Genomic DNA, 24,833 nt, shown 5'->3' with positions numbered 1-24,833 from the left:
GCCTCTGCCTGAGGGAGCACGGCGCCCGCTACAGCCGACGCAGGCTTTGCCCGATACTGTGCAGCGCCGATGAACCTGCCGCCCGCCACGCCGACCGATCCGGATCGCCGTCCCTCGCCCGAGGCGCTGCTGCGTGATGCGCAGCGTGCGGGGCGCGGCCGGCTGAAGATCTTTCTCGGCGCGGCGCCGGGCGTGGGCAAGACTTACGAGATGCTGCAGTCGGCGCGGCGCCGGCGCGAAGCCGGCGTGGATGTGGTGGCCGGCATCGTGGAAACCCATGGCCGTGTCGAAACCCAGGCCCTGCTTGCCGGCCTGGAAATCCTGCCGCGCCGCCGCGAGCGTTATCAGAACGCCGAGCTGGAAGAGCTGGACCTGGATGCCCTGCTCCAGCGTCGTCCGCAGCTGGCCCTGATCGACGAGCTGGCGCACAGCAACGCGCCGGGCTCGCGCCATCCCAAGCGCTGGCAGGACGTGCTGGAGCTGCTGGATGCCGGCATCGATGTCTACAGCACGCTCAACATCCAGCATCTGGAAAGCCTCAACGATGTGGTGGCCAGCATCACCCATGTGCGCGTGCGCGAGACCGTGCCCGACTCGGTGCTGGAAGCGGCGGAAGAGATCGAGGTGGTGGACATCACCCCCGCCGATCTCATGCAGCGCCTGCGCGAGGGCAAGGTGTATCGCGGCGAGGCCGGCGAACGCGCCCTGCAGCATTACTTCACCGGCGCCAATCTCACCGCGCTGCGCGAGCTGGCCCTGCGCCGCACCGCCGAGAGCGTGGAGGATCAGCTGCAGCAGCAGCGTCGCGTGCGCGGGGTGGCGCAGGTCTGGGCGGCGGCCGAGCGCGTGCTGGTCTGCGTGGACGATTCCGGCAGCGGGCCGGATCTGGTGCGCTATACCAAGCGCCTGGCCGACAAGCTCGATGCACCCTGGACCGCCCTGCATCTGGAAACCGCGCGCAGCCTGCGCTTGAGCGAGCACCAGCGCGAGCAGGTGCTGGCCACGCTGCGCCTGGCCGAGCAGCTGGGCGCCGATACGCAGACCCTGCCGGGCGGCGCCGATCTGGTGGACACGCTGCTGCATCTGGTGCGCGAGCACAACATCACGCAGCTGATACTCGGGCGCCGGCCGCGGTCGCGCCTGCACGAGCTGCTGCATGGCTCGCTGGCGCGTGAGCTCCTGCGTCGCGCGCAGGGCTTCACCGTGCAGGTGCTGGCGGTCGATCCCGCGGGCAGCGAACGCAGCATGCGCCGCGTCACGCCCGCGCCCGTCTGGTACTGGGGACGCGGTGCCGATCACTTGCGCGCGCTGCTCTACGCCGCCATCGCCACCGCCGTGGGCCTGCTGCTGGACCGTTACCTGAGCTTGCCCAATGTCTCGCTGGTGTTTCTGCCGGCGGTGATGCTGGCGGCGATGCGCGGCGGCCTGATGCCGGGCCTGGCCTGCGCCCTGCTCAGCGCGCTGGCGTACAACTTCCTGTTCCTGCCGCCGCTGTACACCTTCACCATCGGTGACCCGGCGAATGTGCTGGCGCTCATCGCCTTTCTCGCCACGGCGGTGTTCACCAGCCGCCTCACCGCGCGCGGCCGCGAGCAGGCGCAGCTGGCCAGCGATCAGGCCATGCTCAATGGCGAGCTGCTGCAGTTCAGCCGCCAGATCGCCGGACTGCGGCGCCTGGATGAACTCATGCAGGTGGCGGCGCGACGCATTGCGCAGATGCTGGATGCCGAGGCGGTGGTGCTGGCCGCCGAGCCCGATGGCTTGAAAATCCGTGGCGCGTCCTCGCCGCAGGCGGTGCTGGAGGAAGCCGATCTGGCCGCCGCCAACTGGTGTCGCGACAAGGCGCAGCCCACCGGCCATGGCTCCGACACTCTGCCTGGCGCGCGCTGGCTGTTTCTGCCCATGTATTCGGAGCAGGCCGTGGTGGGCGTGATCGGTCTGCTGCAGCGGCGCCTCAGCGCCGGCGAGCGCCGGCTGCTGGATGCGCTGGCCGATCTGGTGGCCATCGGTGCCGAACGCATCCGTCTGGCCAAGGACGTGGACCAGGCCAAGATGCTGGCCGAGACCGAAAAGATGCGCGCCGCCATGCTCACCTCGGTATCGCATGATCTGCGCACGCCGCTGGCCGGCATCCTCGGCGCCATCACCTCGCTGCGCGCCTATGACGCGCGCTACAGCGCCGCGCAGCGCGATGAGCTGCTGGCCACCGCGCAGGATGAAACCGAGCGCATGAGCCGCTTCGTCGCCAATCTGCTGGACATGACGCGCCTCGACGCCGGCGCCCTGCAGGTCAAGCGCGAACTCTGTGATCTGCAGGACGTGGTGCAGGCCGCCGTGCAGCGCAGCGCCAAGCTGCTGGCGCGGCATCGCCTGCAGCTGGAGCTGCCCACGCTGCCGCCGTTTCTGCTGGCCGATGCCACGCTGCTGGAACAGGTGCTGGTGAACCTGCTCGACAACGCCGCCAAGTACGCGCCCGAGCAGAGCCAGATCAGCCTGCGCGTGCAGCAGCACCGTTATGCGCTGACCCTGGAAGTGGCCGATCACGGTCCCGGCATTCCGCCGGCGGAGCAGGAACGCATCTTCGATGTCTTCTACCGCATCCAGCAGGCCGACCGGCAACGCGCCGGCACCGGCCTGGGTCTGGCCATCTGTCGCGGCTTCGTGCAGGCCATGGGCGGCCGCATCCGCGTGCGCAATCAGGAAGAAGGCAGCGGCGCGATCTTCGAGATCGAATTCCCCGCCAGCCTGCTGCGCACGCCCAGCGAGAACCCGGCATGAGCCACGGCGCGCGCATTCTGGTGGTGGACGATGAAAAACCCATCCGGCGCCTGCTGCGCACCACGCTGGAAGCGCAGGACTACGAGGTGCTGGAAGCCGCCGATCTGCGCGGCGCACGCGCGGCGCTGGCCAGCGACAAACCGGACCTGATGATTCTGGACCTGGGCCTGCCCGATGGCGACGGCCTGGAATTGCTGCGCGAGCTGCGCCGTCATAGCGCGCTGCCGGTGCTGGTGCTCTCCAGCCGCCACTTCGAAGCCAGCAAGGTGCAGGCCCTGGACGAAGGGGCCGACGACTACGTGAGCAAACCCTTCGGCAGCGAAGAACTCATGGCGCGCATCCGCGCCGCGCTGCGTCATCGTCTGCAGCAGCAGGGCGCGCGGCCGGTGTATCAGAGCGGCGCGCTGCGTGTGGACCTGGTGCATCGCCGCGTGCAGCTCGCCGGTGCGGAACTGCGGCTGTCGCCGAAGGAATACGCGCTGCTGGAGCAGCTGGTGCTGCACGCCGGCAAGGTGCTCACGCACAAGCATCTGCTCAAGGCGGTGTGGGACTCGCAGGAAGTCAGCGATGTGCAATACCTGCGCATCTACGTGCGCCAGCTGCGCCAGAAGATCGAAGCCGATGCGCAGCAGCCGCAGCTGCTGCAGACCGAAGCCGGAGTCGGCTATCGTCTGCGCGCACCCGAGGCCTGAGGGCCTGTCATGCCTGTACCGGCGCACATCCCGCCTGCGCCGGCATGACATCCGCATGCCGGCTTTCGGACCCCATCACCCACACCAGACCCGATGACGCCTGAAGCACTCACCGCCTTTCTGCAGCAAGAGATTCCCCTCACCGCCGCCATGCAGCTGCGCGTGACGCAGTGCGGCGAAGGTCGCCTGCGCATCGCCGCGCCGCTGGACGCCAACCGCAATCCGCACGGCACCGTGTTCGGCGGCAGCCTGGCCACGCTGGGCATCGTCGCCGGCTGGACGCTGCTCTATGTGGAGCTGCAAGCGGAGCAGCTGCATCCCAATCTGGTGATCCAGCATTACGACTGCGACTATCTCGCGCCCGGCACTGCCACATTTTTTGCCGAGGCGCAGCTGCCCGAAGACTGGCCGCGCTTCATCGAACAGCTGCGCGCCGGCCGGCGTTCGCGCCTGGATGTGGCGGTGCGGCTGACATGCGAAGATCGTGAAATCCTCACCGCTCGCGCCCGTTACGCCGCCCTGCCATGAGCCATTACCAATACTGCCCGCGCTGTGCCCAGCCCCTTGCCGATCGCGAAGAAGGCGGCTTCACGCGTCGCGCCTGCCACACGCCCGGCTGCGGTTTCGTGTTCTGGGACAACCCCACGCCCGTGGTCGCCGCCGTGGTCGAACACGAAGGCCACATCCTGCTCGCCCGCAACGCCGCCTGGCCCGGCGAGTTCTACGCCCTGATCACCGGTTTTCTGGAAAAGAACGAAATCCCCGAAGAGGCCGTGCAGCGCGAAGTGCAGGAAGAGCTGGGCCTGGAACCGCTGGGCGCCAGCTTCATCGGCCACTACGGCTTTTCCCGCATGAACCAGCTGATCATCGCCTACCACGTGCCCGCGCGCGGCACGGTGCAGCTCAACGAGGAGCTGGTGGCGTGGAAGCATGTGCCGTTTGATCAGGCGCGATATTGGGAGGCGGGGACGGGGCATGCGCTGCGGGATTGGTTGCGAGGCAAGGGGTTTGAGCCGCAGCCGATGGAGATTCCGCGGCTGCGGTGAGTTCGGAAGTCAGCCAAGGACATGTAGGCTGGCTTGGGCGCGTGAGCGCCGCAAGCCGCCACTCTCGTCTCTTGGCTGATCGCTCGATTGCGCCTTGGTTTCGTGCGCCTCCGGCGCCCGAGGCAGAAGCTCCCCCGTAGGTCGCTTCTGCTCTCTTTGCTCGTGCAAAGAGAAGTACCCAAGAGAAAACACGCCCTACGCCTCGCATCCGTCGCCGCTGTCGCGGCGCCGGCAGGTAAGCGCTGCTCGCGTGCTCGGGGCCGTTGCAGACGCGCCATCCCTGGCGCGGCTGCAACTGAATCGAACTTCCTGTTCGATTCTTCCACTGCGCTCGCTGCGCTGCTCGGTGCGAGGCAAAGGGGGTTTAAAAGCAAAGCCACAGCAACAGCGGCTTCGCGCGCGGAGCGTCGCTGCGCTGTTGCTTTTGACTTTGGGGTCCCCGTCTCTGGCGCCGGAGCCGGGGTGTGCTTTCTTTTGGTTCCTTTTCTTTGCACAAGCAAAGAGCGAAGCGACCTACGGGGGAGGCTTCGCGGACTCCGCCGCCGAAGGGCGGTGGAAGAAGCCAATAGATCAGGAACAAAACGAAGCAACAACAGCAACCCCACAACGGCGGCTTACGGCGCTCACGCGCCTAAGCCGCCTTACGATTTGTCTTCGTTCTGGAAGGTCGCGGACGCTGGCAACGCCAGCAGCGTGTTGATGATCACCCTGCCTGCCGTGCTTCGCACTTAAGCAGCGTTTAAGACGCAAGCCCCAAGCTTGCCGCCTTCATTCAACACCGCATCCGCCCAAGACACGCGGCCGATGCACAGGGAGACAGGGCATGCGTTTCAAGGCAGTCTGCGTTCTGGCGCTGGGCATGGCGGCTTCGGGTCTGGCTTCGGCCAGCGATCTGCTCATCAACTTTCCTGACACCACGCCCGTATCACGTACGGCCTCGGCGCCGGTGCTGTGCAAGGTGGTGGTGCAGAACTATGAGTTTGATTCCACGCTGCTCGGCGCCGGCAATGCCAGCTCCACCTGCACGGCCAGCAATCTGTTCCCGGCCAATGCGCCGGGCTATCTGGCGGTGGGCAAGTACGGCACCTCGCCGGCCGTGGGCGGCTATGTGAATCTGGTACCGCCGGTGGGCGTGAGCTTCGATCTGCTCAGCCTGCGCATCAACGACTATGGCGTCGGCAATGATCTGACCGTGTACGGCACCGACAGCAGCGGCGCGTCCATCGTCTATCCGCTGAGCACGGTGGCGGGCGTGGCCGATTACGCCATTCCGGCGTCCTCGGGCCTGCGCAATCTCAGCGCCGCCACCATCGCCAGCGCCAACAATCGCTTTGACCTCACCCATGTGCAGCTTCACGACAGCGCCACGCCGCTGCCGGTGTCGTACGCCGACACCTGGACCGGCAACGGCTACGGCGGCAGGGATCTGAGCAACGAAGGCAGCAGCACGGCGGGCAAGGCGACCATCCAGCTGCTGCCCGATCCGGCGCGCTTCACCGGCACGGTGACCGGCGGCAGCATCGTGTATCTGCTGCCCTCGGGTGAGCGTCTCACCATCGACAACCCCACCTGGACCTTCAAGCCGCAGTATCCGCGCCTGCTGGGCAAGAGCGCGGTCTCGACGCTGACGGCAACGGGCACGGGCGTGGACGCCAAGGGTTATCCGGTGACGGTAAATATCCGCGAGGAGCTGCGCACGTACTTCCAGGGTCTGGCCTGGCATTACGGCGCGCTGAGTGGGCGGATTGAGGTGAAGTACTGAGGCCTGCGGCTCGCTGCTGTGTCCGGGTCGCCGCAGATCCTGATCGCTGCGGGCCAGCCCACAGCTGACAAAGGTTCCAGTCGCGGGCAGGCCCGCTCAGACAACTGCGGCGAGCGAGCCGGCTCAGTCGCGAAGCAGGCGCACCAGCAGCATGCGCGCGACGCGCTGTTCCAGGGTCTGCGGCTGGTCGAGCTTCAGGCGCCTGAGATGCGGCTGCAGCGATTCGGGAATCGTGTCGGCGCGAAAGCCGGCCAGTTGCAGCAGCAGCTTCCACTTCGGCGTTTCGGCGGCCAGCTTGCGCAGGCGGCCGAGTGCGGGCAGCAAGGCTTCTTCCACGGCGTCGAAGTCGGAGCCCAGGGGCAGCAGGGGCAACAGGCCGCGCTGGCGATACGGTGCCAGCTTCTCCGCCAGGGCTTCCGGCGTGTTGTGGCGCTGCGCTTCGGGGATCTGCCAGCCGGCTTCGATCTTGCCGGCCTGCTTGGCCTGCGCCAGCAGGCGCGGCTGGAAGCGGGAGTCGGCGATGCCGATCAGGGCCTTGGCCACTTCGTTGTCATTGCGGGAGCGCAGCTCGGCGATGCCGTACTCGGTGATGAGCAGATCGCGCAGATGCCGGGGAATGGTGATGTGTCCGTAGTTGAAGACGATGTTGCTGCTGGCCGGATGGTTCTCACGCACCGCGCGCAGCAGCAGGATCGAGCGCCCGCCCGGCAGCTGCTGTGCCTGCGCCACGAAGTTGTACTGCCCGCCCACGCCGGAAACCACGGTGCCGTCGGCCAGGCCGTCGCTGACGAAGGCGCCGGAGAGCGTGGCCATCATCGTGGTGTTGATGAAGCGGGCATCGCGGCGCTGCAGACGGTAGAGGCGCGGATTGCGGTCCAGCTGGTTGATCCTGTCCACGCCGCTCATGCCGATGCGGTCGCGCTGCGCCTCGCTCAGCTCGCGCAGGGCGCGATAGAAATCACGCGGGCCCAGGAAGAAGCCGCCATGCAGCACGATGCCATGGCGCAGGCGCTGGCCCATGCACTGCTCGGCCATCACCGCGCGCGTGCCGGGGTCGGCGAAATTGGCCAGCACGCGCCCGCCGTCCGGTGCGATCAGATGGCCGTGCTCGTAGCGCGTGGCCTCGTTGAAGAAGCCGTGGTACTGCAGCACCGCGAAGTCCTGGCCGCGCAGGGTGCGTACGCCCAGCGCATCGAAGTCTTCCAGCACGGAAGGCGAGAGCGCGTCGGGATCGCAGCGGCCCTCGTCCACCAGCTGCTGCAGCGCCCAGAAATCATAGACGCGGCGCTTGAGGATGCCGGCGCGCAGCAGATGCCAGAAGCCGTCGACGAACATCTCGGTGGCGCCGTAGACGCCCTGCTGCAGCGGCTCGCGTCCGCCCAGGGTCTGGCTCAGTGCCCGCTGTTCCGGCGTCGGACCCAGGGCATCGAGCAGGGCGCGGTACTCGCCATTGTTCTGCTGGCGCAGCAGCAGGCCCTGCACGATGGCATCGCCCAGGCTGCCGATGCCCAGCTGCAGGGTGCCACCGTCCTTCACCAGGCTGCTGGCGTGCAGGCCGATGGCGTAGTCGGCGTCGGCGATCGGCTGCTTGGGCGTGGAGAACAGCGCGCTGTCGTAGCGCGGATGCTCCACGATCAGATCGAACGCCTCGGCCGGCAGCTCGGCATCGTGGCCGAAATAAGGCAGCTGCTGGTTGCGCACGCCGACCAGCAGATGCGGCCGCCCCGCCTCGCGCAGCATCCGCAGCAGCTCCGGGCTGGTGTCGGGATTGCAGGACAGGCTGTAGCGGCTGGCATCGTCCTCGCGCCGGCAGACGCTCTGTGCCAGCACATTGCAGCCGCGCGCAAAGACATCGCGCGCCGCATGCGTGTAATTGCTGCTGATGTAATGCCGCTGCGCCTCGGCGTTGTGCAGCAGCGCGCCGGTGAGCAGGAAGAATTCCTCGATGACGATGTTGGCCGGCAGCCGGCCTTCACGCTGCGCGCGCACGTAGTCGAGTTCCGGCACGCCTTCGTAGACGCGATCCAGGAAGGGCTGCAGGAAGGCGCCTTCGAGGCCCTTGCCGGGCTCCGGCCTGGCCAGGGACAGCGCAGTGAGGATGCGCAGCTGGATGGAAGCATCCTGCTCGGCGCGGCGATACAGGGCATTGACCAGTTCCACCGGCTTGCCCAGCCCCAGGGGGATGCCGAGCACGATGGTCTTGCCGATGCGCGCCAGGATGGCATCGACGGCGGCGTCCACGTCTTGCAGGATCAGGGCCATGCGCAGCTCTTCAAGAAAGGGATCGTCCCAGTATGCGATGCGCCGGCGCCGGGACGATGACCGCGCTCAAGGCCTGGCGCCGCCCGCGCCCTTGAGCTCGCTGATCAGATCGCGCAGCTTGCGCACCTGCGGCGCCTCGGCGGTGTCCACGCGGCAGATCAGCGACAGCCGCGCCTTGGGCACCGGCCGGGTCAGCGGACGGAAGGTCACGCCCTCGGCCTGGATGTGCTGCATGGAGGCCGGCACGATGGACACGCCCAGGCCCGAGGCCACCAGATTGACGATCGAAGTCACCTGCGAGGCTTCCTGCAGCACGCGCGGCGAAAACCCGGCCTGCGCGCAGGCGCTGACGATTTCATCGTGCAGGCCGGCGCCCACCGCGCGCGAGAACAGCACGAAAGGCTCGATGGACAGGGCCATCAAGGGCACGCGGCTCTTGGCTGCCAGGGCGTGGCCGGCGGGCAGGGCCACGATCAGGTCTTCGTCGAGCACCGTCTCCATGTGCAGGCCGGTGGCATCGCCCAGCAGCGGGCGCACGAAGGCCAGGTCCACGCTCTGGTTGCGCACCGCCGTCACCAGGCCCGGCGTGGTGCGTTCCTCCAGCGAGAAGGCCACGTTGGGATAGCGGCGGCGGAATTCGCGGATCAGGCGCGGGATCAGCGGATGAAAGGGCGCGGAATTGATCAGGCCCACGCGCAGCCGGCCCAGCTCGCCGCGCGCCACACGCTGCGCGCGCTGCGCGGCATCGTCCACTTCGCGCAGAATGCGGCGGGCGTCATCGGCAAAGGCGTGGCCGGCTTCGGTCAGGGCCACGCCGCGTGCCAGACGCTTGAACAGCGGCGTGCCGAGTTCCTTCTCCAGTTGCTGGATCTGCTGGGACAAGGGCGGCTGGCCAATGCCCAGCTTGGCGGCGGCGCGCGTGAAATGCGCCTCGTCCGCCACCGCCAGGAAATAACGCAGATGCCGCAGCTCCATCAGCTCACCCGAGAGATACTTAATAAATATCGATCAGCTCAGGCTCATATATTGGACGTATGAAGCTCGCGGGTCTACATTTTGCGTTCGCGTAAAACGAGACGGATGAGGAGCAGGGTATGGCTGCAGATGACGCCAAGCTGGTGCAGGACAGTGATCCATTGGAGAGCCGCGAGTGGCTGGAAGCGCTCGATGCGGTGCTCGACCACCAGGGGCCGGAGCGTGCGCACTTTCTGCTGGAACAGCTGATCGACAAGGCGCGGCGCAGCGGCTCCTTCATCCCGTTCCGCCCCAACACGGCTTATCTCAACACCATCCCGCCGCATCTGGAGCAGCGCTCGCCGGGCGACCACGAGCTGGAGTGGCGCATCCGCTCCATCATCCGCTGGAACGCGATGGCCATGGTGGTCAATGCCAACCGCGAGCATTCCGGCATCGGCGGCCACATCGCCAGCTTCGCCTCCAGCGCCACGCTCTATGACGTGGGCTTCAACCATTTCTGGAAGGGGGCGGATCATCCCGACGGCGGCGATCTGATCTACATCCAGGGCCATGTCGCGCCGGGCATCTATTCGCGCGCCTTCCTCGAAGGCCGGCTCAGCGAAGAGCAGATGAAGCGCTTCCGCATGGAAGCCCTGCAGCCGGGACTGTCCAGCTATCCGCATCCCTGGCTGCAGCCGGACTTCTGGCAGTTCCCCACGGTGAGCATGGGCCTGGGCCCCATCACCGCGATCTATCAGGCGCGCCTGATGAAGTACCTGGAAAACCGCGGCCTGGTGAAGGCCAGCGGCCGCAAGGTCTGGTGCTTCTGTGGCGACGGCGAGATGGACGAGCCCGAATCACTGGGCGCCATCGACATCGCCGCGCGTGAAAAGCTCGACAACCTGATCTTCGTCATCAACTGCAACCTGCAGCGTCTCGACGGCCCGGTGCGCGGCAACGGCAAGATCATCCAGGAGCTGGAAGGCACCTTCCGTGGCGCCGGCTGGAATGTGATCAAGCTGATCTGGGGCTCGCTCTGGGATCCGCTGATCGCGCAGGACAGCAGCGGGCATCTGCTGCAGGTGTTCAACGAAACCGTCGACGGCGAATACCAGAACTACAAGGCCAAGGGCGGCAAGTACACGCGCGAGAACTTCTTCGGCAAGTTCCCGGAGCTGCGCCGCCTGGTGGAAACCATGTCCGACGAGGACATCGCGCGCCTGAACCGCGGTGGTCATGACCCGCACAAGATCTACGCCGCCTACGCCGCCGCCAGCCAGCACACGGGTTCGCCCACGGTGATTCTGGCCAAGACCGTGAAAGGCTACGGCATGGGCGAGGCCGGCGAAGGCCAGAACATCACGCATCAGCAGAAGAAGATGGGCGAGGACGCGCTGCGCGCCTTCCGCGACCGTTTCCGCATTCCCATCTCCGACGACCAGATCGCCAGCACGCCGTTCTACAAGCCGGCCGAGGACTCGCCGGAAATCCAGTACCTGAAGGCGCGTCGCGCCGCGCTGGGCGGCTCGCTGCCCGCGCGCCGGCCTGTGAAGACCGCGCTGTCGATTCCGCCGCTGTCGAGCTTCGAGAAGCTCACCGCCGCCACCGGCGAGCGCGAGATCAGCACCACCATGGCCTTCGTGCAGATGCTGCAGACCCTGCTGCGCGACAAGAACATCGGCAAGCTGATCGTGCCCATCGTGCCCGACGAGGCGCGCACCTTCGGCATGGAGGCGATGTTCCGTTCGCTGGGCATCTACTCGGTGGTGGGACAGAAGTACCAGCCCGAAGACGCCGACCAGCTCGCCTTCTACAAGGAAGACATCAAGGGCCAGATTCTCGAAGAGGGCATCACCGAAGCCGGCGCCATGTCCTCCTGGCTGGCGGCCGCTACCTCCTACGCCAATCACGGCCAGCCGCTGCTGCCCTTCTACATCTTCTATTCGATGTTCGGCTTCCAGCGCATCGGCGATCTGTGCTGGGCGGCGGGCGATGCGCGCGCGCGTGGCTTCCTGCTCGGCGCCACCGCCGGCCGCACCACGCTCAATGGCGAAGGCCTGCAGCACGAGGACGGCCATTCGCACATCTACAGCGCCACCGTGCCCAACTGCCTGTCCTACGATCCGGCCTTCTCCTACGAGCTGGCGGTGATCGTGCAGCACGGTCTGCAGCAGATGTACGGCGAGAACCGCGACGTCTACTACTACCTCTCGCTGTACAACGAAAACTATCCGCACCCGGCGATGCCGGCCGGTGCCGAGAGCGGCATCATCAAGGGCATGTACCTGCTGCGCAGCGAGGAAAAGCGCGCCAAGGCGCATGTGCAGCTGCTGGGCTCCGGCGTGATCCTGCGCGAGGTGCTGGCCGCCGCCGAACTGCTCAAGGAAGAATGGGGCGTCACCAGCGACATCTGGAGCGTGCCCTCCTTCACCGAGCTGGCGCGCGATGGCCGCGCCGCCGAACGCTGGAGCCTGCTGCATCCCGAGCAGCCGGCGCAGAAGAGCTATGTGCAGGAATGCCTGGAAGGCATGAGCGGTCCGGTGATCGCCTCCACCGACTGGGTGCGCGCCTACGCCGAACAGATCCGCCCCTATGTGCCGGGCCGTTACCATGTGCTGGGCACCGACGGTTTCGGTCGCTCCGACAATCGTCCGGCGCTGCGTGACTTCTTCGAGATCGACCGCCGCTGGATCGTGGTGAAGGCGCTGCGTGCGCTGGCCGAGGAGAAGAAGGTGACGATGGAAAAAGTGGCGCAGGCGATCAAGATCTACGGCATCAAGGCCGATCGCGCCGCGCCCTGGACGGTTTGAGAAAGAGACCGCACATGGCCAATCAGAAAATCACGATTCCCGATATCGGCAACTACCATGATGTGCCGGTGATCGAAGTGCTGGTGAAAGACGGCGAGCAGATCGAAAAAGACGCGCCGATGCTGGTGCTGGAGTCCGACAAGGCGACGCTGGAAGTGCCGGCCCCGGTTTCCGGCGTGGTGCGCAATCTGCGCATCAAGGTCGGCGACAAGGTGTCGCAGGGCGCGGAAGTCTGCGACATGGAAACCAGCGCGGCGGCCGCACCCGCGCCGGCTGCAGCGCCGGCCCCGGTCGAGCCGCCCAAGCCTGCGCCCGCACCCGCCGCTGCCGCTGCCGCACCCGCGGCACCTGCAGCGAGCGCGGCCAGCGGCAGCATCGAGGTGAAGATTCCCGACATCGGCAGCTACCACGATGTGCCGGTGATCGAGCTGCTGGTGAAGGAAGGCGAGAGCATCGACAAGGATGCCACGCTGCTGGTGCTGGAATCCGACAAGGCCACGCTGGAAGTGCCGGCCCCGGCCGCCGGCGTGGTGCGCAACATCAGGCTCAAGGTCGGCGACAAGGTGTCGCAGGGCACGCCGGTGTGCACGCTGGAAGGTGCGCCGCTGCCGGCGGAAGTGGCGGCTGCGCCGAGCAAGCCGGCGGCCGCACCGGCTGCTGCTGAGCCGAGCAGTGTCGCCGTCCCTGGCGCGACGACAGCGCCTGAAATACCCCCGGCCCCGCCATCCCTGGCGGGGCGCGCGGCGGGACAAGCTGCCATTCAAGGCAGCTTGTCTTCATCCGCCGCGCCCGCCGTGCCCTATGCCGGCCCCGCCACCCGCAAGTTCGCTCGCGAACTCGGCGTGGACCTGGGCAAGGTCAGCGGCAGCGGCGTGCGCGGCCGCATCATGATCGAGGACGTGCAGGGCTTCGTGAAGAAGACCCTGGCGCAGCCGGCTGCTGCACCGGCAGCGGCCAGCGGCGGCATGGGCATTCCGCCGATTCCCGCGCAGGACTTCTCCGTCTTCGGCAGCATCGAAACCAAGCCGCTGGCGCGCATCCGCAAGATCTCCGCCGCGCATCTGCATCGCAGCTGGCTCAACATCCCGCACGTCACGCAGACCGACGAGGCCGACATCACCGAGCTGGAAGCCTTCCGCAAGGCGCAGAGCGAGGAAGGTGGCGTGAAGCTCACCCTGCTGCCGTTCATGATCAAGGCGGTGACCGCGGCGCTGAAGGCCTATCCGGAGTTCAACAGCTCGCTGTCGGCCGATGGTGAAAGCCTGATTCTGAAAAAGTACTTCCACATCGGCTTTGCCGCCGACACGCCCAATGGCCTGGTGGTGCCGGTGGTGCGCGATGCCGACCAGAAGGGCATCGTGCAGCTGGCGCAGGAAACCGCCGAGCTGGCCAAGAAGGCGCGCGACGGCAAGCTCAAGCCCGACGAGATGCGTGGCGGCTGCTTCTCCATCTCCTCGCTGGGCGGCATCGGTGGCAGCTTCTTCACGCCCATCGTCAATGCGCCGGAGGTGGCGATCCTGGGCGTGTCCAAGAGCCAGATCAAACCGGTCTGGGACGGCAAGGCCTTCCAGCCGCGTCTGATGTGCCCGCTGTCGCTGTCCTACGATCACCGCGTGATCGACGGCGCCGCAGCGGCGCGCTTCACCGTGCTGCTTGGCAAGCTGCTTGCTGATCTTCGCCGCCTGGTTTTGTAAAGCTAAAGCCGTTGTCGCGGCCCAGGCCGCTCCTGCTGTCGCCCTTGCAGGAGCGGCCTGGGCCGCGACCGTCACCTTCGAGGATCAACTGTCCATGGACCTGCCGCGCCACCAATTGACCATGACCGTGCTGATGACGCCGGACATGGTGAACTTCTCCGGCAAGATCCATGGCGGGCACATCCTCAAGCTGCTGGATCAGGTGGCGTACGCCTGCGCCAGCCGTTATGCCGGCCGCTACGTGGTGACGCTCTCGGTGGACCGCGTGATGTTCCGCGAGCCGATTCATGTCGGCGAGCTGGTGAGCTTTCTCGCTTCGGTGAATTACACCGGCCGCACTTCCATGGAAGTGGGCATCAAGGTGGTGGCGGAAGACATCCAGAAGCAGACCGTGCGTCACGCCAACAGCTGCTTCTTCACCATGGTGGCCGTGAACGAAGCCGGCGAACCGCAGGCGGTGCAGCCGCTGGAGCCCAGCACCCCGGATGAAATCCGTCGCTACGCCGACGCCCAGGCGCGCCGTTCGCAGCGCATTTGAGTCTGGCGCGCGCATCGTCAGGTGCGCGGCCGCATCAAGTCCCGAAGCGTTAACTTCGTAGGGCGGGTTGGCGGCGAAGCCGCGTAGCCGGCCATGGCTTTGCTGTGGGTTGCGGTGTGTGATGCCCGATCTATTGGCTTCTTCCGGCGGCGGCCGCAGAAGCTCTCCGTAGCTCGCTTCACGCTTCTCTTTTGCTTTTGAGCCCCCTTTGCGGCGCACCGAGCAGCGCTTACCTTCCGGCGCCGCGACAGCGGCGGCGGACGAAACGACCATCAGATCAAGCGCAACCATCCAAAGACGACGGCAAAGCCATGGCGGGTTATGGCGCTGGCGCGCCTAACCCGCCCTGCGACTGCGGTCCCCGCCAGGTCCGCTACATCCCCCAGCGCCCAGCCTGAGGGCTCCCCCGGCTGTTCAAGGTCGCTCATTGCAGGCAAGCTGCGCGCCGTTTGTTTTCGTGATGAGAAGCGCAAGGCCATGTCGCCCCTGTTCAAAGCCCAGTTGCAGATTCACTTCTGCGTCCTGCTCTGGGGCTTCACGGCGATTCTCGGCAAGCTGATCAGCCTGGACGCGTTTGCCCTGGTGTGGTGGCGCATGCTGATCGTCACCGCCCTGCTGCTGCCCCTGCCGCGCGTGTGGCGCGGACTGCGCGCGCTGCCGCCGAAGCTGATCGCCACCTACGCCGGCATCGGCGTGCTGGTGTCCCTGCACTGGCTGGGCTTCTACGGCGCCATCAAGCTCGCCAATGCTTCGGTGGCCGTCACCTGCATCGCGCTGGCGCCGGTGTTCCTCGCGGTGATCGAGCCCTATGTGATGAAGCGGCGCGCCGACCGGCGCGAGTTTCTGCTCGGCGCCGCCGTGGTGCCCGGCGTGGCCCTGGTGGTGGGCGGCATTCCGCAGGCGATGCAGATTGGCCTCGTCATCGGCGTGTTCTCGGCCCTGGCCGACGCCTGCTTCGGCGCGCTCAACAAGCGCTATGTGCACGAGGCCGATCCGCTGCTGGTCACCACCATCGAGCTGGGCGCGGGCTTCTTGTTCCTGACGCTGATCTCGCCGTTCTGGCCCGGCGCGCTGAGCGGCATGCTGCACTGGCCGTCTGCGCATGATCTGGGTCTGCTGCTGCTGCTGGCGGTGGGCTGCACGATTCTGCCCTTCACGCTGTCGCTGGTGGCGCTGCGTGAACTCTCGGCCTTTGCCGCACAGCTGGCGGTGAACCTCGAACCGGTCTACGCCATCGTGCTGGCGGTGCTGCTGCTGGGCGAGCAGCGCGATCTGTCGCTGGCGTTCTACATCGGTGTGGCGGTGATCCTGAGCGCGGTGTTCATCCACCCGCTGCTGCGCCGCGGCGCGCCGATTCACGCCGAGACCCTGGCCGTGAGCGAGTCGCGCGGCGCGGCGGACTGAAGCGCTGAAGGGAATCCGCTGTCAGTCCCGCGTGCCCGCGCCTGCCCGGGGACGCTAGGGCTTGTCGGCCAGCAGCGATTCGATCGCGGTCTGCGCAATCGGGTGATAACGCGGCTTGTCTTGCGCGAACAGCGCTTGCGCGCGCGCGCGGCCTTGCGGCGTCTGCGCCAGGGCGCGGTAGATGGGCGTGATCAGACGCATGCGGCCCACGTCGCGCAGGTATTGCGCGATGCCGGCATCGGCCGGCGCGTAGGCGCTGCGCGCCGCCAGCGCCCACCAGTGGCCGGCGATGATCTGGTTGCGGCTCCTGGAAAAACCATAGGCCTGATCCAGGGCCTGCATCTGCGCGACGCTGAGCACCGGCAGGGTGTCGAGCCAGTACACCCAGTGGCGCGGATTCCAGTTCGCGGTGTCCAGCTGCGCCAGCGTCAGCTTGCCGTCCAGCCAGGCCTGACGCTGCGCATCGAGCTGCGCAAAAGCATCCGCCGGCCAGGGCGTGTCGGCCGGCATCTGCGGCGCGTGGATCCACTCGTCCACCTTGGCCATGCTCACGCGATCCGGATACTTCGCCATCAGCTGCGTCTGCAGATAGCCGAGAAAATCCGCGGTGTGCACGCTCTGGAAGGCGTGGCTGTCGAACCAGCCGCGCAGGAAGGCATCGAACACCGGCCGCGTGTAACGCTGCTCCAGATAGGCGAGGAAGAAGGCGCCGCGGTCGTAAGGCACATCGGTGACGCCGTCATCCGGATCGCGGCCCTTGAGATCGGGCGCCAGGGTGCGGTCGCCGTCGCGGTCTGCCAGTTCCAGCGACTTCTTCAAATCCACCGCGCCCAGCGCGCGCTCCTGCTGCGCGATGTCGGCACCGTAGACCTCTTCCATGATCCGGTAGGTGAGATGGTTGGTGAAGCCCTCGTTGAGCCAGAAGTCCGCCCAGCTGGCATTGGTGACCAGATTGCCGGACCAGCTATGCGCCAGCTCATGCGCCACCAGCGAGACCAGACTCTTGTCGCCGGCGATTACCGTGGGCGAGGCGAAGGTCAGGCGCGGATTCTCCATGCCGCCGTAGGGAAAGCTCGGCGGCAGGATCAGCAGGTCATAGCGGCCCCAGCGGTACGGGCCGAACACCGCCTCGCAGCGCTGCATCATCTGCTCGGTGTCCTCGAATTCCTTTGCCGCGGCGGCCACCACCGAAGGCTCGGCATAGACGCCGGTGCGCGGGCCGGTGCTGCGAAACTCGATATCACCCACGGCCAGCGCGATCAGATACGAGGGAATCGCCTGCGGCATCTCGAATTGATAGCGGCCATTGCGCGGCGACTGCGGATCATTGTTGGCGCTCATCACCGCCCGCAGGTTTTTCGGCGTTTTGATGTGCGCACGATACGGCGCGCGAATCTGCGGCGTGTCCTGCAGGGGAATCCAGCTGCGCGCGTGGATGGCCTGCGACTGCGTGAACAGATAGGGCTGCTTGCCGCCGGCGGTCTGTGCGGGGCTGAGCCACTGCAGGCCGGAGGCCTGCGGCTGCGTGCTGTATTCGATGCGCACGCGGTCGGCCTGCGCCGGCATCTGGATGCTCAGCGCCTGGCCCAGCACCGCATCGCGCGGCGCCAGCGTGAAGCCCGTGGCCTTCAGCCGCTTGTCGTCACCGGCCTGCACGGCGCGGATCGTGAGGTCGCGGGTGTCCAGAATCAGGGTCCGTGCCTGCGGGTTCACACGTTCCAGCTGCAGCTCCACATGGCCGCGCAGCACCTTGGCCGCGAAGTCCACATCGAGGTCCAGCGACAGCGCGCGGGTGCGGAAGTCCTGCGTGTTGGCGTAGGAATGCGGATCGCTCATGGAGACGCTCGGCGTGGCGGCTTGCGCGCTGCCCAGCAGCAGACCCAGCAAGGGCGCGGGCAGGAAACGGCGAAGGGTGGACATGATGAGGCTCAAATGAAGAACAGCCGGCATCTTAGCCAAGCATCGCGTGTTTCCGGTGGCGGGGATTTTCCTCAAGCGCGAATGGCGGCATGCTGTGCCGGCACATCGCCAGGAGGCGCACATGAAATTCACACGCTGGCTGTTGCTCGGCCTGGGCCTGCTGCTGGCGGCCTGTCAGTCACCGGCGGCCGGGCCCTTGCCGGGCAAGGTGGAAGACCTTTCGGCCTTCGCGCGGTTCATCGCCACGCAGCCCAGCCCCGAGCAGTTTCACGCGCGCTATCCGGATGTGCTGCTGGTGCTGCCGGGGCAGATCGCCACCAAGGAACTGCGTCTGGACCGCAGCCGCTATTTCGCGGAAGTGGATGCCGCCGGTCGCATCACCGGCGGCCGCTTCCAGTGAGCCTTACTTCTTGCGCGCTTCCACTTCGATCAGGATGCTGACCTCGTCGCCCACCATCGGCACGGCGTAGCTGATGCCGAAGTCCGAGCGCTTGACGGTGGTTTCCAGATCGGCGCCGCAGACCGCGATCTTCATCATCGGGTGCTGACCGCAGTTGAAGCTGGTGAACTTCAAGGTCACCGGCTTGGTGACGCCGTGCATGCTCAGCTCGCCCGTCACTTCCACCGGCTTGTCGCCCTCGAACTTGAACTGCGTGCCCTTGAAGCTGATGGTGGGGAACTTGGCGGCATCGAAGAAATCCGGCGCCTTCAGATGTTCGTTGAGCTTGTCCACGCCGGTGCTGATCGAAGCCACCTCGATGGTCGCCTCCACGCTGCCGCTCTTCTTGGCGGTGTCGAGCGTGGCGCTGCCCGTGGTCTTGTCGAAGCGCGCGCGGAAGGTGGAAAAGCCCAGATGGCTGATCGAGAAGCGCGGGAAGGTATGGGTGGGATCGAACTCGTAGGTGTCGGCAGCCTGGGCGGCGATGACGAAGCCGGACAGCGCGGTGGCGCACAGCAGTTTCTTGAACATGAGACCCTCGAAGTGTGTGGTTGTTGTGAGTGAAGACATGAAAAAGCCGCTCAGCGCGCCGCGCCCAGCAGCAAGTGAAATTGCACGGTGACTTCCTTGGCGACCAGATTGCCCTCGTTCCACTCGCCGCCGCCGATGCCGAAATCGCTGCGCAGCAGATTGAAGCTGCCTTCGGCCAGCAGCGTGCCGTCCTTCTGCTCGCGCAGCGTCAGCGGCACCAGGATGCTGCGCGAACGATCACGCAGGGTCAGGGTGCCGCTCGCCTCATAGCGATCCGCGCCCAGCGGCTTGAGCGCGCTGAGCGTGAAGCGCGCCTGCGGGAAACGGGCCTTGTCCAGCCAGTCGCTGTTGAGCGCGGTCTGGTCGGTGTCGTCATCGCCGCTGTCGATGCTGGCGATCTGCACCGTCACCAGCGCGCGCGTGGCGGCGGGCTTGGCGGCGTCGAAGTCCAGCTGCACCTCGAACTGTTTGAAGCGCCCGCTGACGGTGACGCCCATCTGCTTGATGGCGAATTCGATCCTGCTCTGCGCCGGCAGCAGCGGACGCGGCGCGGCCTGTGCGGCGCCGCTGAATAGGATGGCGGCGAACAGGGCCTGAAGCAGCGGGCGGGAGGTGCGCATGCGTCGTCTCCGCAGGCTTCAGGCGCCGCGCCGCGGCAGCATGCGCCGCAGCGAGCCGTCGTGATCGATCAGATGATGCTTGAGCGCGGCGGCCACATGCACCGCGAGCAGCGCCAGCATCAGCAGGGCGAAGGATTCGTGCACTTCCTCCAGCGTCTCGGCCAGGGCCTTGTCCTTGTGCAGCAGATCGGGAATCGGCAGCACGCCCAGATACACGGTCTGGAAGCCGTGCGCCGAACTCATCAGCCAGCCGGACAGCGGCAGCAGGAACAGCATGAGATAGATCGCGCGATGCGTGTATTCGGAGGCCAGGCGCTGCCAGGCCGGCATCGCCACCGGCTGCGGCGGCGGCACCGCCAGACGCCAGAGCACGCGGATCAGGCTCAGCAGAAACACGGTCACACCAATCCATTTGTGGCTGACGAACATCTTCAGCCGGGTCGGCGACACCGGCAGGTCGGCCATGATGAAGCCCAGGGTGTAGCCACCCAGCATCAGCAGCAGGGTCAGCCAGTGCAGCCACTTGGCGGTGGCGCTGTAATGGGTTTCGGGCACGGTGTTCATGAACTCTCCGATGCGGCGATGCTAGAGGGCGGCCAGGGGACTGCGAAAGCGAGCGCTTTCGAAAGCTTTGTTCAGACACTTCGAATAGTAATGCGCAGCGCCCTGCTCGTGATGCGGGAGTTTGCTCTCGCGCCTGTCCCGTGCACGGCGCAGAATGCGCGGCCTGCCCGCCACGGAAGCGACCAAGATGACACTGCGATTTCATACCCTGGACGTGTTCACTTCGGCGCTGCATGGCGGCAATCCGCTGGCCGTGGTGTTCGGCGGTGACGGCCTGAGCAAGGCCCAGCAGCAGCGCGTGGCGCGCGAGTTCAATCTTTCCGAAACCGTTTTCGTGCTGCCGGCCACCGTGCCGCAGGCCGCGCATCGCCTGCGCATCTACACCCCGGCGCGCGAGCTGCCCTTCGCCGGCCACCCCACGGTGGGCACGGCCTGCCTGCTGGCCGAGCTGGGTCTGGTCAGCGGCCAGGGCGAGTTCGAATTCCTGCTGGAGGAAGGCGTGGGCCTGGTGCCGCTGCGCGTGCGGCTCACGCCGGGCGAGCCGGCCTATGCCGAGCTGACGGCGGCCAAGCTGCCCGAATACGGACCGCCGGCGCCGCCGGCCGAGGCCCTGGCCGAGGTGCTGGGTCTGGACCCCGCAGTGATCGGGACGCGGAGCGAGCAGCCGCGCCAGGTGAGCTGCGGCCTGCCCTTCGTGCTGGTGCCGCTGGCCGCGCCCGAGCAGCTGGCCGCCATCGATTTCAACGCGCAGCGCGCCCGCGAGCTGCTGGCCGGCGGCTGGGCCGGCGAGCTTTATGTGTATGCCTATGGCTACGAGGGCGAGCTGCGCGCGCGCATGTTCGCGCCCGGCCTGGGCATCGGCGAAGACCCGGCCACCGGCTCGGCGGCCGCGGCCCTGGCCGGCGCCCTGGCCAGCGAGGCGCAGCAGGATGGCGAGCTGCGCTGGGAGCTGCACCAGGGCGTGGAAATGAACCGCCCCAGCCTGCTGTCCCTGCGCGCCGAGCGTCGCCAGGGGCACGTGCAGAGCGTGCATGTGGGCGGCTACAGCGTGCGGGTCAGCGAAGGCCAGCTGCTGGGGTTTTGACCCCGCGCCGCGCCGCATGGGACTCAATTTTCGTACGGTGCTGCCGATACAGATGTCGGGGAGAAAGCGCTGGATGACGGCGGACTGGTAAAAAATCTGACAAACAGCTCCGTGTTTCTGCCGTTCAGGCCTGAGCGGCCGAGCCGAAATAGTGAACATGGATGCCGCCACTCTTCCCGCCTACGGTTCTCACGACGAACTCAGCACCCGTCTCGAAGACGTCGAGACGGTGCTGTTCAACAGCCTTCTGCTGCCCGCCGAAGCCGGCGTCTGCGGCGCCCGCGCGGTCTTCATCAGCCGCGACGGCGCCGGCCAGCACTGGCTGCGCGTCTGCGAGGGCGGCGACGAGCGCTGGATGCGCTGGGTTGATCAGCGCCGCCTGCGCATGCAGTTCGGCCGCGCGTACGCGCAGGCCCTGGCGCAAGCCTGGATTCATCGCTGGGAACAAAGCGGCTGGAAACTGGAATGGAGTCTGCAGACCGAGACGCCGGAGGCGCTGGTCGCCTGAAGAATTGAGCGGTTGGGGCTTGGGGGCCTTGCGGGGGAGTGGGGGAAGTGGGGGAAGGAACGCGCCGGGTGACGGGGGTCGCCCGGCTGCGACTTTTGCTGTTTTGCGGCTAAGCTCGGCCGCATGCCCCGCGAGCCTGCCGACACCGCGCATCAATCCTATGTCCGTATCTGGGCGCAGCTGAAAAAGATTCCGCGCGGTCGCGTGGTCACTTACGGCCAGCTCGCCGAACTCGCCGGTCTGCCCCGCGCCGCCCGCCTGGCCGGCTACGCGCTGCACCATCTGCCCGAAAACAGCCGCCTGCCCTGGCACCGTGTGCTCAATGCGCAGGGCCGGCTGTCGTTTCCCCTGGACAGTGAGGGCTATCGCCGCCAGCAGGCGCTGCTCGCTGCCGAAGGCGTGGTGATGCTGGCGGGGCGTGTGGATCTGGGCCGCTATCGCTGGCAGCCGCGCAGCGCCGCGCCGGTCCTGGACTAGCCGCCGCGCTCGTCGTCCTCGCTGCTGCGCCGCTCGCTGACCCGCAGGCGGCCGATGCGCGGCCCCGCCACTTCCAGCACCTCGATGTGCAGATCGTCATGGTCCAGCACATCGCCGTTCTGCGGCAGACGGTCCAGCACCTGCATCACCAGTCCGCCGATGGTGTCGGCCTGCGGCGCTTCGATGTCGCGTTCCAGCAGCCGTTCCAGGGTGTAGATCGGCAGCCAGCCCGGCCCCTCGAAACTTTGCGGCCCCACCTCCGCCCAGTCGCTGCGCGCACGGCGGAATTCGTCCTGCATGCGGCCGAAGATGGCTTCGAGAATGTGTTCCAGGGTGATGAAGCCGACCACGCGACCGATCTCGTCGCTGACCAGCGCCAGATGCGGCAGGCCGCGCCGGAAGCGGCGGAACAGGCGCTGCGCCGGCTCCTCGCGCGGCACCACCGGAATCTCGCGCAGCAGCGGCCGCAGATCGGCAAGCTGCGGATTCTCCTGCAGGGCCGCGAACAGATCGCGCACATGAATCAGGCCGATGTAGTGATCGTCCTGCGCGCTGTCGCGCACCGCGTAGCGCGAGTAGCGGTGCCGCGCGATGGTGGCGATGCTGTCGGCGAAGCCGTCGCGGATGTCCACGGACACCAGATCGAACAGCGGCCGCATCAGCTCGCCCACGCTCAGCTCCGGCAACTCCAGGGTGCGCGACATGGCCTGCGCCTGCTGCGAGCCCAGTTCGCCATGGCGATGGCTGTCGGCGAGCAGCTTCTTGATCTCCTCGGCCGAATGCGGCTCGGTGCCCTCCTCGGCCAGTTCCACGCCGAAGCGCTTCAGCAGCAGCACGGCGCTGCCATTGAGCACCAGGATGAAAGGCTTCATCAGCCAGTGGAAGGCGAACAGCGGCAGCGCCGCCCACAGCGACAGCGTCTCCGCCTCACGGATCGCAAAGGACTTGGGCGCCAGCTCGCCGAGCACGATGTGCAGATAGGAGATCAGCGAAAAGGCGATGGCCACCGCCAGGCTGTGCTGCAGCTCCGGCGAATCCACGCCCAGGCTGATCAGCAGCGGCGTCAGCAATCGAGAGAAGGCCGGTTCACCCAGCCAGCCCAGGCCCAGCGAGGCCAGGGTGATGCCGAGCTGGCAGGCGGAGAGATGCGCATCGAGCTGCGTGCGCACCTTGAGCAGGGTGCGGCCGAGCAGGCCATGTTCTTCGGCCAGATCCTCGGCCTGGGTGATACGCAGTTTGACGAGGGCAAACTCGGCGGCCACGAAAAAGCCGTTGACGAACACCAGCAACAGCGCCAGCAGAATCAGCGAAAAATCGTTCATTCACGAGCGGCCCGCGCTGCATGTGGCGCGCCCGCTTCGGGTGTGGAGGGGGCGCCATTATCGGGCAAAGGCGGCGGGAGCGTTCAACACCGCCTGCCGCGATCGGATCAAATCAGCTGCGATCTCGGCCGGCCGGCAAGGCGGCAGCCGTAGGGTGGGTTAGCGGCCACAGGCCGCGTAACCCACCATGACGCGATCCCCACGCGCCAACACATACGCACCCCAGGCCCCGTCATGCCCGCGCAAGCAGGCAGCCAGTGAACGGGCTCGGACCGACTCGCGGGCAGCACTTGCCGAGGAATGAGGCGAGGCGTTTAATCTGAAATACCTACGCCGTTTCGGTCCGCAAGCTGCAATGCTTGACGCGAACCCTCTGGCGGACCTGATCCAGCAAGCGGGGCTCCTGCGAAGATGGCAGCTTATCCGACATGGCGAAGTCCTCCGGCAACTCGGACTTCGCATCATTCAAAGACTTGCCAGCGACGTGCCTGGATTATCAGACAGTCGTCCAGCTTGTTTGGCAGCCTTTTGTTATCTACTTTGCGTTAGCTGCTATGGCCACGTTTCTTTACTTTGCGTATGGCTCCAACATGCTTGTCCAGCGGCTCCGTGATCGCACTCCATCGGCATCCGTTGTTGGGGTCGGCCACGTGGTCGGTCGCCGGCTCGCATTTCACAAGGTAAGCACGGACGGGTCAGGTAAATGCGACATAGAAGCAACTGGCGTTACTACAGACCAAGCCTACGGTGTGCTGTTCTCCATTGAGGCTTCGGAGAAAACAAAGCTTGATAGGGCGGAGGGCGTCGGCAATGGCTACGACGCACAAGAAATTGATGTGTACAGGCCTGATGGTTCCGCTGTCAGAGCAACAACCTACGTTGCAACAGCGGTCGAGCGTGCCATGTTGCCGTACCACTGGTACAAAGCCTTGGTATTAGCCGGAGCCATAGAGCACGATCTACCTTCTGCTTACGTCGAGTGGATTCGTACATTCCATTCACAGCAAGATCCAAATACGGAAAGGCGGGCAAAGAATGAGGCTCTACTGTTTCGCAGCTAACCAGAGCATCAAGCCGACGTGACGATTCCTTCGGTTTAGTGGACACCCTGAACTAACCATTCAGGAGTCCTCAGATGCCCAAGCCTGGTCCAAGAACGACGTATCGATATAGCGATGAATTCAAAGCCACGGCAGTTCGCCTGAGCCAGCTGCCGGGTGTAGCGATACAGGATGTGGCCGAGTCGCTTTGCATCCATCCGTACATGCTGTCACTTTGGCGCAAACGAGCGCGAGAGGGATTGATCATGACCAAGGGCGTGTCGGTGGACAAAGGCGTTGCGGCCGAGCTCAAAGAGCTGCGCCGTGTGAAGAAGGCGTATGAGCAGCTCAAGATCGAGCACGACCTTTTAAAAAAAGCGATCGC

At 66.4% G+C, this 24,833-nt stretch carries 22 protein-coding genes; 15 read left to right on the top strand and 7 right to left on the bottom strand.

What is annotated here, in order from left to right; genetic code table 11:
- Positions 1-69 precede the first annotated feature (69 nt).
- From BMY12_RS16665 to BMY12_RS16645, 5 genes are all read left to right on the top strand, one after another.
- Positions 70-2,778 (top strand): DUF4118 domain-containing protein, encoded by a 2,709-nt coding sequence (locus BMY12_RS16665; RefSeq protein ID WP_093288817.1) that lies wholly within the window; start codon positions 70-72, stop codon positions 2,776-2,778.
- Positions 2,775-3,470: a response regulator gene (locus BMY12_RS16660; protein ID WP_093288816.1), complete on the top strand. Its 696-nt coding sequence runs from the start codon at positions 2,775-2,777 to the stop codon at positions 3,468-3,470. Before BMY12_RS16665 ends, BMY12_RS16660 begins: the two co-directional genes overlap by 4 nt.
- Positions 3,471-3,563: 93 nt before the next feature.
- Positions 3,564-3,998 carry a YiiD C-terminal domain-containing protein gene (locus BMY12_RS16655; protein ID WP_093288814.1) on the top strand — a complete coding sequence of 145 codons (435 nt, stop codon included), beginning with the start codon at positions 3,564-3,566 and terminating at the stop codon, positions 3,996-3,998.
- A complete protein-coding gene (locus BMY12_RS16650; RefSeq protein ID WP_093288813.1) occupies positions 3,995-4,516 on the top strand; it encodes an NUDIX domain-containing protein in 522 nt (173 codons plus the stop codon). Before BMY12_RS16655 ends, BMY12_RS16650 begins: the two co-directional genes overlap by 4 nt.
- A gap of 823 nt (positions 4,517-5,339) precedes the next feature.
- Entirely contained in the window at positions 5,340-6,278 is a 939-nt protein-coding gene (locus BMY12_RS16645; protein ID WP_093288811.1) for a hypothetical protein, read from the top strand.
- A 123-nt stretch (positions 6,279-6,401) separates the two neighbouring features.
- Here the strand turns inward: BMY12_RS16645 and BMY12_RS16640 are convergent, their stop codons facing one another.
- Positions 6,402-8,540: an acetyl-CoA hydrolase/transferase C-terminal domain-containing protein gene (locus BMY12_RS16640; protein ID WP_093288810.1), complete on the bottom strand. Its 2,139-nt coding sequence runs from the start codon at positions 8,538-8,540 to the stop codon at positions 6,402-6,404.
- 66 nt (positions 8,541-8,606) lie between these two features.
- Positions 8,607-9,515 carry a LysR family transcriptional regulator gene (locus BMY12_RS16635; RefSeq protein ID WP_093288808.1) on the bottom strand — a complete coding sequence of 303 codons (909 nt, stop codon included), beginning with the start codon at positions 9,513-9,515 and terminating at the stop codon, positions 8,607-8,609.
- Positions 9,516-9,634: 119 nt separating this feature from the next.
- On the opposite strand from BMY12_RS16635, the gene aceE reads away from it, so the two are divergent.
- The 4 genes from aceE (at position 9,635) to BMY12_RS16615 (ending at position 15,943) form a co-directional block, all read left to right on the top strand.
- On the top strand, positions 9,635-12,307 hold the full coding sequence (gene aceE / locus BMY12_RS16630; protein WP_093288807.1) for a pyruvate dehydrogenase (acetyl-transferring), homodimeric type: 2,673 nt from the start codon (positions 9,635-9,637) through the stop codon (positions 12,305-12,307).
- A gap of 14 nt (positions 12,308-12,321) precedes the next feature.
- Positions 12,322-14,001, top strand: coding sequence for a dihydrolipoyllysine-residue acetyltransferase (aceF, locus tag BMY12_RS16625; protein WP_093288805.1), 1,680 nt, complete (start codon positions 12,322-12,324; stop codon positions 13,999-14,001).
- Between the two features lie 94 nt (positions 14,002-14,095).
- Entirely contained in the window at positions 14,096-14,539 is a 444-nt protein-coding gene (locus BMY12_RS16620) for an acyl-CoA thioesterase (protein ID WP_093288804.1), read from the top strand.
- A gap of 477 nt (positions 14,540-15,016) precedes the next feature.
- Positions 15,017-15,943: a DMT family transporter gene (locus BMY12_RS16615; RefSeq protein ID WP_093288802.1), complete on the top strand. Its 927-nt coding sequence runs from the start codon at positions 15,017-15,019 to the stop codon at positions 15,941-15,943.
- Between the two features lie 54 nt (positions 15,944-15,997).
- On the opposite strand, the gene BMY12_RS16610 is transcribed toward BMY12_RS16615, so the two are convergent.
- Complete coding sequence (locus BMY12_RS16610; protein ID WP_093288963.1) at positions 15,998-17,863, bottom strand: M1 family metallopeptidase; 1,866 nt, start codon at positions 17,861-17,863, stop codon at positions 15,998-16,000.
- Between the two features lie 121 nt (positions 17,864-17,984).
- On the opposite strand from BMY12_RS16610, the gene BMY12_RS16605 reads away from it, so the two are divergent.
- Entirely contained in the window at positions 17,985-18,263 is a 279-nt protein-coding gene (locus tag BMY12_RS16605; RefSeq protein WP_093288962.1) for a hypothetical protein, read from the top strand.
- A gap of 3 nt (positions 18,264-18,266) precedes the next feature.
- On the opposite strand, the gene BMY12_RS16600 is transcribed toward BMY12_RS16605, so the two are convergent.
- Genes BMY12_RS16600 through BMY12_RS16590 form a run of 3 tightly spaced genes read right to left on the bottom strand, consistent with a single transcriptional unit; the run spans position 18,267 to position 20,017 of the window.
- Complete coding sequence (locus BMY12_RS16600; RefSeq protein ID WP_093288801.1) at positions 18,267-18,833, bottom strand: YceI family protein; 567 nt, start codon at positions 18,831-18,833, stop codon at positions 18,267-18,269.
- Positions 18,834-18,883: 50 nt separating this feature from the next.
- A complete protein-coding gene (locus BMY12_RS16595) occupies positions 18,884-19,453 on the bottom strand; it encodes a YceI family protein (protein ID WP_093288799.1) in 570 nt (189 codons plus the stop codon).
- Positions 19,454-19,471: 18 nt separating this feature from the next.
- On the bottom strand, positions 19,472-20,017 hold the full coding sequence (locus BMY12_RS16590; RefSeq protein ID WP_093288798.1) for a cytochrome b: 546 nt from the start codon (positions 20,015-20,017) through the stop codon (positions 19,472-19,474).
- A gap of 187 nt (positions 20,018-20,204) precedes the next feature.
- On the opposite strand from BMY12_RS16590, the gene BMY12_RS16585 reads away from it, so the two are divergent.
- The 3 genes from BMY12_RS16585 (at position 20,205) to BMY12_RS16575 (ending at position 22,086) form a co-directional block, all read left to right on the top strand.
- Entirely contained in the window at positions 20,205-21,101 is an 897-nt protein-coding gene (locus BMY12_RS16585) for a PhzF family phenazine biosynthesis protein (protein WP_093288960.1), read from the top strand.
- 157 nt (positions 21,102-21,258) lie between these two features.
- A complete protein-coding gene (locus tag BMY12_RS16580; protein ID WP_143068986.1) occupies positions 21,259-21,609 on the top strand; it encodes a hypothetical protein in 351 nt (116 codons plus the stop codon).
- Positions 21,610-21,732: 123 nt separating this feature from the next.
- Positions 21,733-22,086 (top strand): MGMT family protein, encoded by a 354-nt coding sequence (locus BMY12_RS16575; RefSeq protein WP_093288795.1) that lies wholly within the window; start codon positions 21,733-21,735, stop codon positions 22,084-22,086.
- Here the strand turns inward: BMY12_RS16575 and BMY12_RS16570 are convergent.
- Positions 22,083-23,408, bottom strand: a complete 1,326-nt coding sequence (locus BMY12_RS16570; RefSeq protein WP_093288793.1) for a hemolysin family protein — start codon at positions 23,406-23,408, stop codon at positions 22,083-22,085. The two genes, BMY12_RS16575 and BMY12_RS16570, sit on opposite strands and share 4 nt — an antisense overlap.
- 428 nt (positions 23,409-23,836) lie before the next feature.
- On the opposite strand from BMY12_RS16570, the gene BMY12_RS16565 reads away from it, so the two are divergent.
- The gene (locus BMY12_RS16565) at positions 23,837-24,469 is read left to right on the top strand and encodes a gamma-glutamylcyclotransferase family protein (RefSeq protein ID WP_218140239.1); all 633 of its coding nucleotides are present in this window, start codon (positions 23,837-23,839) and stop codon (positions 24,467-24,469) included.
- Positions 24,470-24,543: 74 nt separating this feature from the next.
- Positions 24,544-24,833 (top strand): transposase (locus BMY12_RS20055; protein WP_143068985.1); only part of this gene is annotated, 290 nt, incomplete at its 3' end.

It is taken from the genome of Solimonas aquatica, assembly GCF_900111015.1.
Lineage (GTDB): Bacteria > Pseudomonadota > Gammaproteobacteria > Nevskiales > Nevskiaceae > Solimonas > Solimonas aquatica.
This window is presented reverse-complemented; position numbering and strand designations above follow the sequence as displayed.